This is a genomic window from Capilliphycus salinus ALCB114379 (assembly GCF_047276495.1).
Classification (GTDB): Bacteria; Cyanobacteriota; Cyanobacteriia; order Cyanobacteriales; family Microcoleaceae; genus Capilliphycus; species Capilliphycus salinus.
This window is the reverse complement of sequence record NZ_CP178543.1, coordinates 7,123,535-7,138,087: the sequence shown is the minus strand read 5'-3', so window position 1 is coordinate 7,138,087 and position 14,553 is coordinate 7,123,535. Positions and strand designations below refer to the sequence as shown.

The 14,553-nt window shown below is 44.4% G+C and carries 12 protein-coding genes and 1 riboswitch; of the genes, 8 read left to right on the top strand and 4 right to left on the bottom strand.

The features are described 5' to 3' along the window. Positions 1-50 precede the first annotated feature (50 nt). Positions 51-2,045, bottom strand: coding sequence for a magnesium chelatase ATPase subunit D (gene bchD / locus ACL6C3_RS28990; RefSeq protein ID WP_413163447.1), 1,995 nt, complete (start codon positions 2,043-2,045; stop codon positions 51-53). 395 nt (positions 2,046-2,440) lie between these two features. After that, a riboswitch (cyclic di-AMP (ydaO/yuaA leader) is annotated at positions 2,441-2,591 on the top strand. 223 nt (positions 2,592-2,814) lie between these two features. Between bchD and ACL6C3_RS28985 the strand changes: the two genes are divergently transcribed. The 4 genes from ACL6C3_RS28985 to ACL6C3_RS28970 all read left to right on the top strand — a co-directional run bounded on the left by ACL6C3_RS28985 (position 2,815) and on the right by ACL6C3_RS28970 (position 9,063). Beyond that, a complete protein-coding gene (locus ACL6C3_RS28985; RefSeq protein ID WP_413163445.1) occupies positions 2,815-2,979 on the top strand; it encodes a hypothetical protein in 165 nt (54 codons plus the stop codon). A 410-nt stretch (positions 2,980-3,389) separates the two neighbouring features. Continuing rightward, positions 3,390-3,809: a helix-turn-helix domain-containing protein gene (locus tag ACL6C3_RS28980; RefSeq protein WP_413163443.1), complete on the top strand. Its 420-nt coding sequence runs from the start codon at positions 3,390-3,392 to the stop codon at positions 3,807-3,809. 448 nt (positions 3,810-4,257) lie between these two features. Further along, positions 4,258-7,182, top strand: coding sequence for a chemotaxis protein CheB (locus ACL6C3_RS28975; RefSeq protein ID WP_413163441.1), 2,925 nt, complete (start codon positions 4,258-4,260; stop codon positions 7,180-7,182). Positions 7,183-7,185: 3 nt separating this feature from the next. Next, complete coding sequence (locus ACL6C3_RS28970; protein ID WP_413168431.1) at positions 7,186-9,063, top strand: ATP-binding protein; 1,878 nt, start codon at positions 7,186-7,188, stop codon at positions 9,061-9,063. On the opposite strand, the gene ACL6C3_RS28965 is transcribed toward ACL6C3_RS28970, so the two are convergent. Continuing rightward, a complete protein-coding gene (locus ACL6C3_RS28965) occupies positions 9,049-10,446 on the bottom strand; it encodes a diguanylate cyclase domain-containing protein (RefSeq protein ID WP_413163439.1) in 1,398 nt (465 codons plus the stop codon). The two genes, ACL6C3_RS28970 and ACL6C3_RS28965, sit on opposite strands and share 15 nt — an antisense overlap. A gap of 974 nt (positions 10,447-11,420) precedes the next feature. Between ACL6C3_RS28965 and ACL6C3_RS28960 the strand changes: the two genes are divergently transcribed. Then, complete coding sequence (locus tag ACL6C3_RS28960) at positions 11,421-11,903, top strand: pentapeptide repeat-containing protein (RefSeq protein WP_413163438.1); 483 nt, start codon at positions 11,421-11,423, stop codon at positions 11,901-11,903. On the opposite strand, the gene ACL6C3_RS28955 is transcribed toward ACL6C3_RS28960, so the two are convergent. Then, a complete protein-coding gene (locus ACL6C3_RS28955; protein WP_413163436.1) occupies positions 11,900-12,118 on the bottom strand; it encodes a hypothetical protein in 219 nt (72 codons plus the stop codon). The genes ACL6C3_RS28960 and ACL6C3_RS28955 overlap by 4 nt on opposite strands. A 236-nt stretch (positions 12,119-12,354) precedes the next feature. Between ACL6C3_RS28955 and ACL6C3_RS28950 the strand changes: the two genes are divergently transcribed. The 3 genes from ACL6C3_RS28950 (at position 12,355) to ACL6C3_RS28940 (ending at position 13,756) form a co-directional block, all read left to right on the top strand. Next, on the top strand, positions 12,355-12,864 hold the full coding sequence (locus ACL6C3_RS28950; protein ID WP_413163434.1) for a DinB family protein: 510 nt from the start codon (positions 12,355-12,357) through the stop codon (positions 12,862-12,864). A gap of 36 nt (positions 12,865-12,900) precedes the next feature. Further along, the gene (locus ACL6C3_RS28945; protein WP_413163432.1) at positions 12,901-13,314 is read left to right on the top strand and encodes a hypothetical protein; all 414 of its coding nucleotides are present in this window, start codon (positions 12,901-12,903) and stop codon (positions 13,312-13,314) included. A gap of 64 nt (positions 13,315-13,378) precedes the next feature. Further along, on the top strand, positions 13,379-13,756 hold the full coding sequence (locus tag ACL6C3_RS28940; protein WP_413163430.1) for a VOC family protein: 378 nt from the start codon (positions 13,379-13,381) through the stop codon (positions 13,754-13,756). A gap of 172 nt (positions 13,757-13,928) precedes the next feature. On the opposite strand, the gene ACL6C3_RS28935 is transcribed toward ACL6C3_RS28940, so the two are convergent. Next, positions 13,929-14,510 carry a thioredoxin family protein gene (locus ACL6C3_RS28935; RefSeq protein WP_413163428.1) on the bottom strand — a complete coding sequence of 194 codons (582 nt, stop codon included), beginning with the start codon at positions 14,508-14,510 and terminating at the stop codon, positions 13,929-13,931. Positions 14,511-14,553: the final 43 nt, after the last annotated feature.

Here is a 14,553-nt window from a genome sequence, read left to right as displayed (position 1 = left end):
CGAACTATTTGTTGGGTTTCGCGTTGCTTAACCCAACCTACGAAGTGTTTTTAACCGATCGCATCTTTAATTGCATTTTGAGTCATCGCCGCGATCGCCTGTTCGGTAGCTTTGGGTAAATGATAATATTTCCCACCTGCGGTTTTTGCCAACTCTTTAGCAAACCCGGTCGAAACAAACTTATTCTCGGTATCTACGACTAAAAGTTGAATTCCCAACGCCCGAATTTTTGCGGCAATTTCCAACAATTCCTGCTTAATATTGGGCTTTTCTCCGTCTAAAATCGGTTCACCCAACGATCGCGCTAAGGGTACATTTCCCCGCCCGTCGGTTATCGCCACAATCACCACCTGACCGATATCGCCCGACTGCTTGGCATTCATCCCCACCCTGACCGCTTGGGTTAACCCGTGCGCCAACGGCGAACCGCCCCCACAGGGTAAACGTTCCAACCGGCGTCGCGCCGCAGAAATCGATCGCGTGGGCGGTAACAGCACCTCCGCCTGTTCTCCGCGAAAGGGAATCAGCGCCACCTGATCGCGACCTTGATAAGCTTCCGTCAACAATTGCATCACGGCACCCTTTGCCGACTGCATCCGGTTGAGCGCCATCGAACCCGAAGCATCCACCAAAAACACCACCAACGCCCCGGACTTCCGGGCTAAGAGTTTAGCGCGAATATCCCCAGACTCAACAATAACTCGCCGATCCGGTTGGCGCAGACGCCGGGCTTTTTGGTAAGGAGCCGCCGATCGCAATGTGGCATCTACGGCGATGCGCTGAACTTTTCCTCTGGGTAAAATCGGTTTAATGTAGCGTCCGCGATCGTCGGAAAAGATTAAGCTGCGACTGCCCGATTGACCCTGACGGTTTGCGGTATTTGCAAAGGATAACACAGTTGGGTCCATAATCACACCCTCGGGATCGAAAATAAATTCTTCCGGGATGCTGTTCGGTTCTTCTTCGGGGGGTTCGGGGTTTTCTTGGTCTTCGTCGTTGTCTTCGGCTTCGGCTTCGTCTTGATCTTGCTCTTGTTCGGACTGCTGTTGAGGGGGCGGAGGGGGCGGCGGTTGCTGCTGTTGTTCTTCCGGTGGGGTTTGGATAACGGTTGCACGGGGAACGATCACCAATTCTACCGCCCGTCGCAAGTCATCGGCAAAGACTTCGGTTTGACCTTCAAAGGCGGCTGAGGCTTGGGCAACCCGCACGGCAAACAGTTCGGCCCGATGTCCCTGTACTCCGCCCCTGAGCGCTTCTTCGACCAGATAAAGGATTTGTTCGGGTTTAATACTAACGTCTTTTAACCATTCTCGGGCTAAAAGAATTTGAGTTTTTAAGTTATCAATGTCTTCGCTATATTGGTTTAAAAAAGCTTCGGGAGAACTGGCATAACTTGTTACTCGATCTACGGCTGCAACCCGCTGATCTAAACTTAGGGCGCCGTCTGCCGATAGGGAAATGGCAATTCGATCGAGTAAATGTTCTCTTAACGGTCCTTCTTCGGGGTTATATGTGGCAATAAATAGCGGTCTACAGGGATGCTCAATACTCAACCCTTCCCGTTCGATCCGGTTGCAACCTTCAGTGAGAACGGTTAATAAAAGGTTGCTAATATTATCATCAAGTAAATTTATTTCATCAACATAAAGTACACCCCGATGAGCGGCGGCTAACAGTCCGGGTTGAAAGACGGTTTCTCCCTGTTTAACGGATTTTTCGACATCAACAGAACCCAATAACCGATCTTCGGTGACGCCGAGGGGTATTTGTACAAAGGGTGCGGGGATAACTTGGGTTTCTTGGCTGGGGTTGTCGGGTCGTGGTTCGAGGTTGGCTATTTCGCCTTTGACGACTTCGATGGGCGGTAACAGGGCGTGAAGGGCGCGGGCCATCACTGATTTTGCCGTTCCCCGACGTCCGGCGATCGCCACGCCTCCGAGTCCCGGATCGACGGCGGCCAGAAGCAGGGCGAGTTTGATCGCTTCTTGTGCAACGACGGCACTCAACGGAAAGCTGATCGGTGTGGGGGCGGTTGCCGCAGGCATGACTTTAGTATTTTTTTTAGGTACAGCCTTTCATTTTACCAATAAAGGGGTCTTTTCACCCGTTTTCTGCTGACAGCTTTGGGATTGTCTGGGGGTTTTTAGTGATTCCTGATACCAAAGTTGGGTTAAAAAAGTGACGAATATCACTTCCGAGATTTTCCGGAGGATTGAATAGTTGATAGTGAAAGACTATTGGATCAATTAGTTTTTCTGAGGAAAATCCCCCAGGCGATCGCAGGGTATTTTTTCGAGCAAAAAATTTTGAAAAATTGTTGACAAATTAAAAATTAGAAAGATAGAATGGATACAGAAAAACAAAACAAACAGTCAGCCTAATCCGGCAGAAACAAAGCACTCGTTGGGACTCCTAATTTTTTTAAATTAGTGAAATCAAGAATATTTAAGTGCTGCTGGAACGGAGGAACCAAATTTTGGGGCTAATCTCGCAAAGATCGTCTCTGGACACAGAGTGACCGAAGACGAAGAGAAGATCATCTCTCAGATCTCGCCCGTCAGCTAACTTCGTAGGCATTGAGAGGAGGCTGAAGCGTCAACCTTCTAATAAATACAATTAGATAGATTGTCAATTCAGTTTCCTTGGTTGGTATAGGTCTGATTTGTAGTACCCACCCTAGAACCTGAACGGTTTACCATGACACCCCGAATTCCATTATCATTGATCGCGCTTTCAGAGAAAGCCGCGTGGGTTCCTTTCCTGTGCCTAAAGACGAGCGATATTATCCTAATTCCCGTTCTTGGAAGTGTAGGAATGCTAATAATTTGGTCGGTCATCCATTCTTTTTTGGTGACGACCATGCCAACTCCAACATTACCCATGCTGGTTAACTCCAGTTTAACGTTTGCCAAACTTTTTAAGAACTATTTGGAGGTGATGACCTTAGTTGGAAAATCGATTAACGTTGCTGTCGGCTAATTTGACACATGATTTTTGAAGCACAGTCGATTAAAAAACCCGGTTTCTTAAAGTTACCGGGTTTTTGGGTTGGTTTGTCGGGGCTAATATAAAAGATAATTTTTGAGGCACAGTCGATTAAAAAAACCAGTGCGCCTAAGAGTTCTATCAAATCCGGTTGTATATTCAACCAATAACAGACACCTGACCCGTAATCAGTTATCACCTGACCAGTTATCACCTGACCAGAATCAGTTATCAGTTTTTCGACCATATCAGCTATCACCTGACCGGTGATATGGCTTCGGTTCAACCGCGCTACTGCGAACACCGAATAGCCAGAGCATTGACTATTGATCAGCCGATCATTTATAATATTATTATATAGTTTTTAAACTATTGCGATTCCCAAATAGTCCCCAAAAATTCCAATGGTTTTAGGTACTACAGAAGCAGCCCAAATTTTAGAAATCTCTACCGCTCGACTGCGAGTTCTCCTGAGCGAAGGCCGAGTCCGAGGTGCTTATAAGAGCGGGAAAATGTGGCTAATTCCCCTCTTTAACGGCAAACCCTTCATTGAGCGAGGCACAAGAGGGCCGGCTCCCCGTTGGTGCAATCCAAGATTGCCTGCAACAACGATTATTCACGTTAATTCTCATAGAATTCGACAAAATCAAAAACACCAGGAACAACTTCCAGTAATTACGGTTAAGAAGGGAAAGACCAATACTTATGGGGATACTATAGAAATACCGGGAGGATGTCGTGTTGTCTATCGTCCCGATAAACCTCTCGGTTGTGGTGCGAGGGTTTGGATTGAAACCCTAAATAAAGTGATGATCGTCGGTTAGTCAAAATCTCTTGATCTCCCCACACTTTTATGATGGGTATTCAACCGGACTTGAGATTACCGGGTTTTTGGGTTTGTTTTTGGGTTGGTCATCGAAATTGTAGTTGGTCGAAATTGTAGTTGGTCGAAATTTTCGAGCCGCAAAGCAAGAGCGCCCCTGCGTCAAATACAACCCCCTTTAGAAATAAATTTATCGGTTTTTTTCTCCCCCCCCCCAACAAAAAAACTATTCGCCTAAACCTCCGGTATAAGCGGAATTAGGGATCTATTAAGTAAGATTATTGTCTTAATAAAATCAGGGAAGAATAATTTCAAAATGCCGCCTCAATAGAGGTCAAAAAATAGTCTTCTTAAACAGTTGATGTTTTTTAAATTAACCTGTAAGATGGTCGGAAAGCTTCCCATTAAATAAAAGTAATGGAAAAGTAACCCTGACCCGATAAAATCCCATGTCCAATTCATCCGATCAAGACGAAAGGTTTTATATCGTCGCTATCGGCGCCTCCGCGGGGGGAATTCAAGCGCTGGAGACGTTTTTCGCCAACCTGCCCAACAACCCTAATGCCGCCTTTGTCGTTATTTTGCACCAATCCCCCGACACCGGACACCGACTGGCGGAAATCTTGCAGCGCCAAACCTCCCTGGACGCGGCGGTGATCCGGGACGGCATGGAAGTCAGCAACGATACTATATATATACAGCCGCCCCATACCTACCTCGATATCCAAAATTATCATTTCCACCTGAACGATTATCCCGAAAGTAGCCTCGCCCATCCGATCACCCACTTTTTTCAGTCCCTCGCCCGAGAATGCAACGAAAAGGCGATCGCGATCGTCCTGTCGGGTGCGGGAAGCGACGGCACCGAAGGCCTGAGAAACATCAGTCGGGCGGGAGGGATCGCCCTGGTGCAATCTCCCGAAACCGCCCAATTTCAGGGGATGCCGAGTAGCGCCATTCCCTCGGGTTTGGTCGATGAAATCCTCTCGCCCGTTGAGTTGGCTCAGGTGGTTTACGATATTATTCACCTGGCGGGACAGCGGCGAATTTATCCCCAACCCGCAAACGTGATCAGCCCGGAACAGTTGGGGCAGATTTTGGACATCCTTGCCAAAAAACAGCAAACCAATTTTTCTCAGTACAAAACCACCACCCTCAACCGTCGCATCGGCCACCGGTTCGCCCTCACCCGCCTGGGAAGCATAGAAAGTTATATTCGGTATTTAAAAAATAATTCCGAAGAACAGAAAAAACTCTGTCAGGATATTCTGATCGGGGCGACCCGCTTTTTTCGAGATCACCAGGCTTGGGAAGTGATCGGCGGAGACGTTCTACCCCGACTGATCAACCGACTCGGCGAGGAAGATCAGCTAAGAATTTGGATTTCCGCCTGCGCGACGGGGGAAGAAGCCTACACGATGGCAATGTTGGTCGATGAAGCGATCCGCCACCGAACCAAAACCGTCAACTACAAAATCTTTGCCACCGATCTCGATAGCGAAGCTTTGGAAGTCGCCTCCAACGGAGTCTACCCGGAAACTATCGCCAACGATGTATCTCCCGAACGTTTGGATCGTTATTTTGTCTACGATAACGGCTGTTATCGGGTGAAGCGGGCGCTGCGGGAAATGTTGATTTTCGCCCCCCACGATTTAACCAACAATCCCGGCTTTTCTCGGATGACCTTAGTTACCTGTCGCAACGTGTTGATATATATGCAGCCCCAGTTGCAGCAGCGAGTGTTGCGGTTGCTGCATTTTTCGTTGATACCCCAGGGGGTTTTATTTCTCGGGGATACCGAATCCCTCGGAGAATTATCCTCAGAATTTTTGACCATCAATAACCAGTGGAAAATCTACAGCAAGCGCCGGGATGCGAAAGTTTCGATCGCCAGCGCCGTCACCAATCAACCTGCGGTGATTTCCGCCCCCGTCGGTTCGCTGCTCTCCTCGACGAATGTCAATCTATCCCAGTTTAGCGAATTGATCGCCGAAATTTTTAAACAGAGTTTTAATTCCCGCGAGTTAACCTGTTTAATTGTCAACCGGGAAAATCGGCTGGTCAACGTTTTATACAATACCGCACAACTCCTCGATTTTCCCCTGGGCGAGGTGAATTTGGATGTGACTCAAAATATATTGCCCGAGTTAAAATTGCCCCTGGCGACGGCGTTGAACCGGGCGAAGCGCACCCAAGAATCGGTGATGTATGCGGGGGTGAAAATTAGTCGCAACGGTCGGGAAGAAAGCCTAACATTGAAGGTGGGTTATAATCCCAATACCAAGAGTTTGGAAGATTATTTTGTTGTGATTATCGAAGTCGATAATCCGAGCAATATCCTGACGCCGATTGCGACCAACTACGAAATCGAATCGGAAGCGGCTCAACGAATTGTGGAGTTGGAACACGAACTGCAACAAACCCGAGAAAATTTGCAGGCGGTGGTTGAAGAATTGGAAACGTTTAATGAAGAACAACAGGCGACCAACGAAGAACTTTTAGCCTCCAACGAAGAACTGCAAAGTACCAACGAAGAATTACAATCGGCCAATGAAGAACTCTACACGGTTAATGCCGAATATCAGTCAAAAATTGAGCAGTTAACCCGCCTGACGGATGATGTTGATAATTTGTTGAGAAGTACGGATATTGGGGTTTTATTTCTGGATTTGGATCTCAATATTCGCCGCTTTACTCCCGCAGCCACCGCAGCGATTAATATTAAACCCACCGATATGAATCGCCAGCTTTCGGATTTAACCAATAATCTCGACTGTCCGAATTTGATCGAACTGTTGCGGGGGGTTCTGATCAGCGAAGAATCCATAGAACGGGAAGTTACCCTGTTGACCAGCGGGGAGCATTTATTAATGCGAATTAACCGCTACCTGCGGGAGGACGGAAGCTGCGACGGGGTGGTGGTGACGTTTGTTAATGTTAGCGATCTCAAAACGATTCAGCGCCGCCTGGAAAATACGAATACTCTCCTAGAACGGCTCTACGATAGCAGTCCGGTGGGTTTGTTTCTCATCGATGAAGAGTTCCGATTTCTGCGGGTCAATTCGGTGATGGCGGCGATTAATAATTTGCCCGTTGAGGAACATTTGGGGAAAACGGTTTCGGAGGTGGTTCCCGATTTTGCCGAACAGTTGATGCCGATTTATCGGCAAGTTCTGGAGACGGAAACCCCGGTTAAAAATGTGGAAATTGAGGGGCGAAAACCCTCCGATCCCGAGTCCACCGGCAACTGGATCGGAACGTTTTATCCGATACAAAGAGGCGAGAATAAGCAAGCCTTGGGCGGGATTATTGTTGATATTAGCGACTTAAAACAAGCGCAAAAAGAACTGGAAGAAAGCCGCAATTTGGTCTAACAAATTACCGAATCGAGTCCGGGAATTATTTTTATTTTCGATCTGGAAACGGAAACGATTTCTTATGTGAACCATTGCGTGCTGGAACTTTTGGGCTACCATCCCGACGAGGTGAAAGATCAAGGGATTGAGTTCTTCGAGGAGGTCGTTCACCCGGAGGATATAGAAAGGGTGAAACAGCATTATCGGGACTTTGAAAATATCGACGAAAATCTTGGCGATCGCCAACTGATAGAATTAGAATATCGGATGCGACACCAAGATGGAAGTTGGCGCTGGTTTCTGTCTCGGGAGGTGGTTTTTCGGCGCACCGAAGCGGGTCAAGCGAAGGATGTATTGGGAATCAACACCGATATTACCGCCCGAAAACAGGCGGAGTTGGAACTCGAACAGCTTAATGAAACTTTAGAACAAAGGGTAAGCGATCGTACACAAGAACTCGAAGAAGCCAAGCAAGAAGCCGAAGAAGCTAACGCCTCCAAAAGCCAGTTTCTCAACCGGGTAACTCACGAATTGCGATCGCCCCTGAATGTGATTTTGGGCTTTGCTCAACTGTTGGGACGATCTGAAAATTTAAACTCTCAGCAACAGCAACATCTTAATCTGATTTTGACTAACGGTCAGCAACTCCTGCGACTGATTAATGATCTGTTGGATCTCGGAAAAATAGAGTCAAATCGGATGGAGTTGCATTCGGATTGGTTCGACCTTTATCACTTGATGAATTCCGTTGAGGAAATGTTTCAACTGGAGACTCAACGCAAAGCTTTAGAGTTGTCGGTGGAGATCGATCCGGGAGTTCCCCAACAGATTAAAACCGATGAACAAAAACTGCGTCAGGTTTTGGTGAATTTGATTACCAATGCGATTAAATTTACCGATACGGGTGGGATTAAGGTCCGGGTAAATGTGGAGTCAACTTCATCGAGTGATACCGCACAAACTCAGACTTTGAGGTTTGAAGTCGAAGATACGGGTCGGGGAATTTCACCCGATGAATTAGAAGATCTTTTTGAGGCGTTTGTTCAGGGAGAAGCCGGACGCAATTCCCGTCAGGGGACGGGTTTGGGTTTGGCGATCGCGAGGTATTTTGTTAAGATTATGGGCGGTGACATTGGGGTTGACAGTACGGTTGGCTCGGGAACGACGTTTGATTTCACTATCCCGATTGATTTCCCCGTTGAAGTTGTTTCTAGCACTCAACCGGACCAACAAATTATCGGTTTGGCTCCCGACAGCCCTCAGTATAGAATTTTGATTGTTGACGATCTGGTTGATAATCGTCAACTTTTGAGGTTTATGTTGACATCTTTGGGGTTTGAAATCTGCGAAGCGGAGAATGGTTCGGATGCAATTACTCAGTTTGAACAGTATCAACCCCAATTAATTTTAATGGATATTCAAATGCCGATTATGAATGGGTTAGAAGCGATAGAACGCATTAAAACTACCCCTCAAGGTGAGGCGACGGTGATTTTGGCGATATCGGCTTACAGTTTGAACGACGAGCAAACAGAAACGATTCACCGTTACTGCGATGATATCATTTCTAAACCGATCGCACAAGATATTTTGCTCGATAAAATTGCTCAATGTTTGGGGGTTCGCTATGTTTATGCTTCCGAGGAGTCTACAGAATTTCCAGAGGATAATGCCGAACAAAGGTTGAGAATTGTACAAGAGCTTAATCAGATGTCGGATGAATGGCGATCGCAACTTTATGATGCCGCAATTGCTTGTGATTTACAACGGGTTTTACAATTGTTGGAGGAGATTCCCGAAGAAAGATTACAAATCAAAGAATCGTTAAATCAATTGGCTAATGAGTATCAGTATGATGCGATCGCCGAATTCGTTAATCCTGATTTATCCCAGAGTTGAACTCACACCGGATAAGCAGTTAAAAAAAACCCGAATGCGATCCCTTCCTTGGTTTTTGGCTTGATAAAGAGCGTGATCTGCGGTTTGAATGAGTTGGGTAAAATTCTCGGAGGTGGGAATTTTAACGCTAATTCCGATACTCAGGGTGATCCAGGAACTGATCGGGGATTGATCGTGAGGAAGTTTGAGATCGTGAATGGCGTTTTGAATGGTATTGGCGACGGTTTGCGCCCCTTCGGTTTCGGTGTTGGGAAGAATCACCGCAAATTCTTCGCCGCCATAACGGGCGACAAAATCCGACGGACGTTTCACCGCTTGGCGAATGGTTTGGGCGACGGTATACAAACAGCGATCGCCGGCTTCGTGTCCGTAATGGTCATTATAGCGCTTAAAGTAGTCAATATCAATCATAATTAAAGCCAGGGGAAGTTCTTCCCGTCTGGCCCGTTTCCATTCCTGTTCAAGATAGACATCAAAAGCCCGTCTATTGGAAATTTTGGTTAAGTTATCGGTGACGGCTTGTTGATATAAAACGTTATTGGTTTGATGGAGGATGAGTTCGCATTCTTTACGTTCGGTAATATCCCGCACGATGATCAGTATTCCTTCGTTGTAGGGAATGGCTCGAACTGAATACCAAGCCTTTTTTTCTAATGTTTCGTAGTAAAAGTCTCGTTCAAAAGAAAGTTGGTTGTCGATCACTTCCCTAAACTGATGAAATAAACTTGGAGCAAAACGATCTAAAGAACTGTTGAATATTTTTTGATTGATAAAATCTTCTGGGGTTAGACCGAGAAAATCCGCCATCACCGCATTGACAAAAGTACAGTGAAAATAGGCGGGTTTTTTTTTGCGACTCGGTTTGTATTTTAAAACGGCGATCCCATCCGGGCAACTCTCAAGAATATGGGCTAGAATTTGATGGGATTCTACCAACTTTTTTTCTATTTCTTGGCGATGTTTCAGTTCTTGTTTGAGCTTCTTTTTTTGCCAGGTTAAAATTAGGTGTTTTTCAACCCGAGCCACAACTTCTTCGATAAAAAATGGCTTGGTAATATAATCTTCTCCGCCCAGTTTAAACGCTTTAACTTTCTCCATCGGGTCGCTAAAAGCACTGATAAAAATTATGGGTATCTCTTGGGTTTTGGGATTGGCTTTAAGCCGTTTACAAACATCATACCCATCAATTCCCGGCATTTGAATATCCAGTAAAATCAAATCGGGTAGGGTTCCATCTAAGGCTGTCAAAGCTTCTTCTCCGCTATTAGCTTGTTGAACCTGATATCCTAAATCGTTTAAAATGATTTGCAAGAGTAGCAGATTATCCAAGCAATCATCAACGATTAATATCTTGGTTTCAGGCTTTTTTTTGAAAACATCCATATCTTTTCTGTTCTAACGGTTTAGTAAACATTCGGAGAATTGTAATTCAATTACAGTTTAGCCAAGAGCCAGATCCTTTATCGGACCGAATCAATTTCAATAACAATCTCATCACAAACAACAAAACGGAATCGCCAATTTAACAAAAATTAATATTTTGTATTATTTGTACAATGCTCGTTGCCATCTCTCCAAAAATATATTATATACTTTGCTCAAAATTATAACCCTTAGAGAAAACCTTTAAAAATAGATAGATGCCAATATTGATGATAGTAGCATATCGATGACCAATAAACAGACAGTGCGATTCTATCCAATGTTAAAACAAATTTCTCCGAAAAAGTATCAAAGTTAACCTTTTCTGACTCAAAAGTTGATTGATTATTCTCATCGATTAAAGTCTATCTTAAGATAGTTGTTTCTCCTTAAGTGATGACCAAGACATCAAGAAATCGCCTGGTGTTAAGAACGATGACCAAGGACTGAAAGCTTTTTCTGTTCGCCGATTTATCGTTCCGGTGTTCGCTCTGTTCTCCGGGTGAAGCCTATCACTCCAAAGGGGTTAAATCCAGCATCAATAAGCTGTACATTGCTCTATTGTCTAACTTGACAGTTGAGTTAAATTTGATCGGATTAGTTATTTAAGATTGTAATTGAGATGTTTTCCAAATATAATCAATCTAAAATTAGATTTTTAGATCAAGTTTTTCTATCAAAAGAGGTAGAGCCATAAAATAGATTTGAGTGTATGGGGAGCAAATTGGCTGTCAATTTCGTCATGGTTTCTCGTCTGTTTAGGGGATAAGAGCAATGGCAAGTGCGATCGCATCTGGAGAAGGAAAAATGGGCGACAGGAGAGGTGGCGATGGCGATTTTTTCCGATTTTGGCTGATTCGGTCAACAGATCGCTCAGTTTGATCTGATAAGATAAATCATCATAATTTCCCCAAACAATTCAACAGGAGAACGAAATGAAATCGGTTGAAATTTTGATAGGTTTACTGGTTTTTACCGGATTAACCGTTCCGGCGAGTGCGGAATTGCAAGCGGATATGAGGCGACTACTCGACACCAAACGTTGTCAGCAATGCGATCTCAGCGAAGCCGATCTCAGCGAAGCCGAACTCAGCGGCGCCGATTTATTGGGGGCGAATTTACAAAAAACCATCCTCAGAAACGCCAAATTAAGAGGTGCTGATCTCAGTTCCGCGAATTTAATTGAAGCCGATCTTTCCGGGGCGGATTTGCGAGATGCCAAGTTACACAGTACCACTTTAAGAAAAGCTAATTTAAGCGCTGCTAATCTCACCTGGGCAGATTTGTATCGAGCCTTTTTAGAGGAGGCAAAATTTAATGATGCGAATCTAGAAAATGCCAACCTTAATGATGCCAAATTGGAAGGAACAAACTTTTGTGGTGCAATCATGCCGGACGGTACAAAAGGCCCTTGTTAGTGCATTCTAGACAGTTCATCAACCACTTTAATTCGACCTCGACAGACCGCCCGTAACAATCTATCTACACAGCGTCTTTCTTCTTCGGTGAGGGAATCATCGAGGATTGCAGCCATCAAACCGTAGCGATCTGCAAGAGTCAGGCAACCTGTAGCATTGGCTTCTGCAAACAGATCGCCTAATGCAGATTGAAGGAGTTGAACAGGAGGTTGCATAGGACTTAAAACCTACTCTCTATAAATGTATTCTGAAACATTTATTCAGTATAACCCGTGATGATACAGGGTTGATTGTCGTGATTTTCTTAACTAAAATCAGTGATTTCTAGCAAAGGGAACTCGTGATCTCAAACAGGGGTAATGTGTTAGATGGGTCACACCCAGCGGGGATAAAAGCTTTCTCATCAATTGATACAAAATATGTTATAATATACAGTCAAAAAATTAATCCCATGACTCATCCTCTAATTTCCCACTTTCAAATGCTTGCTGAGTACAACTTCCTGGCTAATCAGAAATTGTATGCGGCTTGCGCTCTTTTAAGCGAAGATGAACGCCAACAGATTAGACCTGCTTTTTTTAAAAGTATTCACGCCACTCTCAATCATATTATGGTTGGCGATCGCATTTGGATGACCCGCTTTCAAGGTTTAGAAATTCCCTCATCGGGGTTGAATGCAATTCTGTATGAGAACTTCTTAGAATTGCGTCAAGTTCGAGAAGCAGAAGATCGAAAAATCAAAGCTTTTTTTGCCAATTTAGATGAGAATTTTCTTACCCAAACCCTTCAATATCGTAATAATGCGGGAAATATTCATAACGATCCCGTTGAACTTTTAATCACTCATTTTTTTAATCATCAAACCCACCACCGAGGACAAATCCATGATATGCTGACTCAAACTTCCGTTAAACCTCCGAGTCTGGATATGCACCGAATTTTAAGACCCGATCCGCTTTAAAAACCCCCGTTAAGTTGACCTCAACTCAGCATTAACATGAGTTCTATTCCATCGAGTTATTCCTATCGAGTCGCCCGAGAACACGCCGAATTTTCTCCCAAAGGCTTGGGAAGTGTTGAGTTAATTTCTCCGGTGGATTATCCCCCAGAAATCTCCGAAAATTATACCTTTTGGATGTATATTGACCGTCAAAACTCAACTTCAGCGTCTAAAAAATTGGCAACGGTTTATTATCCCCTGAATTCCGGTTTACCCGTTTTGGTTATCTGTTCAAATAACAAAATTATAGAAATTAATTGGGAGTCGGGAGACAAAGGACTAACCCAAGAAATTTTGCTACAATTATATCATGTCCGACTAATTAATAATCCCAAACGTAGGGGCGGGTTCGACCGCGATGTTTACGACCACTCCGAGATTGACATAAACCCGCCCCATAACAGGCATTAATCAAACGGATATGATATTAGAACAAAGTTCAGTCTAAAAGCAATTCAATAATTCAATTAAAAAAATGTCTCCGCCCCCTCTCAGTCAACAAATTACCTTTCTCTATACCGAAAATTTAGAAAAATCGGCGCAGTTTTACGAAAGTCAGTTAAACTTAAAATTGTGGCTGGATCAGGGAACTTGTCGCATTTATCACGTTTGCGGAGAAGCCTATGTCGGTCTGTGTCAAACCAGTCAAACCCAGAAGGTTCAAGGCCAGCAACCCAATGTTATTTTTACCCTGGTGACTCAACAGGTTGATGAATGGTATCTGTATCTTCAAAAACAAGGTGTAGAATTTGATAAACCCCCGACCTACAATGAAAAATATAAAATTTATCACTGTTTTCTACGCGACCCCAACGGCTATTTAATAGAAATTCAACGCTTTGATTTTGGATGAATTAAAATGAATTAATCCACCCAAAACCTTTAATTGATATGATATCCGACCAATCAATGATCGTTGTAGGGGCGGGTTCAGCATTGATTTTGACGACCACTCCGAGATTGAGTTAAACCCGTCCCGCACCCCATAAAAGCCATTAATCAACCCGATATCATATGAGTTTAATCTAACCGAAATATTCCGGTTCGGAACCCGGATGCCATTTAATATTACATCCTATACTCGGTTTCTGCTCCATACTAACAGGTTGATGATCTAAAACCGCATCCAACGCCGCCCGTAAATCTTCACCCGTTACGGGTTTATCATTACTCGGACGACTCTCATCAAGTTGACCCCGATAAACCAATTGGCGACCGCCATTAAATACAAAAAAATCGGGCGTACAAGCGGCTGTATATTTCTTCGCTACCTCCTGAGTTTCATCGTAGCAATAGGGAAAATTAAAGCCCAATTCTTGCGCCATTTCCTTTAATTGATCCGGCGCATCGTCGGGGTGAGTTTGTACAGAATTAGAACTGATCGCCACAATTCCCAAACCTTTGGGAACGTAATCTTTGCCAATTTTTGCCAGTTCATTTTGAACGTGTTTGACAAAGGGACAGTGACGACAAATAAACATCACCAACAAAGCTTTTTTATCCGCAAAAGTTTCTAAAGAGATGGTTTCGCCGGTGGTCACATCCGGAAGTTGAAAATCCGGTGCGGGGGTGGACAGCGCCAACATGGTAGAAGCCGTTAAAGCCATTGTTAAACTTTCCTTAATTACAATCTACAACAAACAGACTTAT

Excerpts from the sequence above, each read along its gene's own strand:
- bchD (WP_413163447.1), bottom strand. The coding sequence starts at position 2,045 with ATGCCTGCGGCAACCGCCCCCACACCGATCAGCTTTCCGTTGAGTGCC.
- ACL6C3_RS28985 (WP_413163445.1), top strand. The coding sequence starts at position 2,815 with ATGCTAATAATTTGGTCGGTCATCCATTCTTTTTTGGTGACGACCATG.
- ACL6C3_RS28980 (WP_413163443.1), top strand. The coding sequence starts at position 3,390 with ATGGTTTTAGGTACTACAGAAGCAGCCCAAATTTTAGAAATCTCTACC.
- ACL6C3_RS28975 (WP_413163441.1), top strand. The coding sequence starts at position 4,258 with ATGTCCAATTCATCCGATCAAGACGAAAGGTTTTATATCGTCGCTATC.
- ACL6C3_RS28965 (WP_413163439.1), bottom strand. The coding sequence starts at position 10,446 with ATGGATGTTTTCAAAAAAAAGCCTGAAACCAAGATATTAATCGTTGAT.
- ACL6C3_RS28960 (WP_413163438.1), top strand. The coding sequence starts at position 11,421 with ATGAAATCGGTTGAAATTTTGATAGGTTTACTGGTTTTTACCGGATTA.
- ACL6C3_RS28955 (WP_413163436.1), bottom strand. The coding sequence starts at position 12,118 with ATGCAACCTCCTGTTCAACTCCTTCAATCTGCATTAGGCGATCTGTTT.
- ACL6C3_RS28950 (WP_413163434.1), top strand. The coding sequence starts at position 12,355 with ATGACTCATCCTCTAATTTCCCACTTTCAAATGCTTGCTGAGTACAAC.
- ACL6C3_RS28945 (WP_413163432.1), top strand. The coding sequence starts at position 12,901 with ATGAGTTCTATTCCATCGAGTTATTCCTATCGAGTCGCCCGAGAACAC.
- ACL6C3_RS28940 (WP_413163430.1), top strand. The coding sequence starts at position 13,379 with ATGTCTCCGCCCCCTCTCAGTCAACAAATTACCTTTCTCTATACCGAA.
- ACL6C3_RS28935 (WP_413163428.1), bottom strand. The coding sequence starts at position 14,510 with ATGGCTTTAACGGCTTCTACCATGTTGGCGCTGTCCACCCCCGCACCG.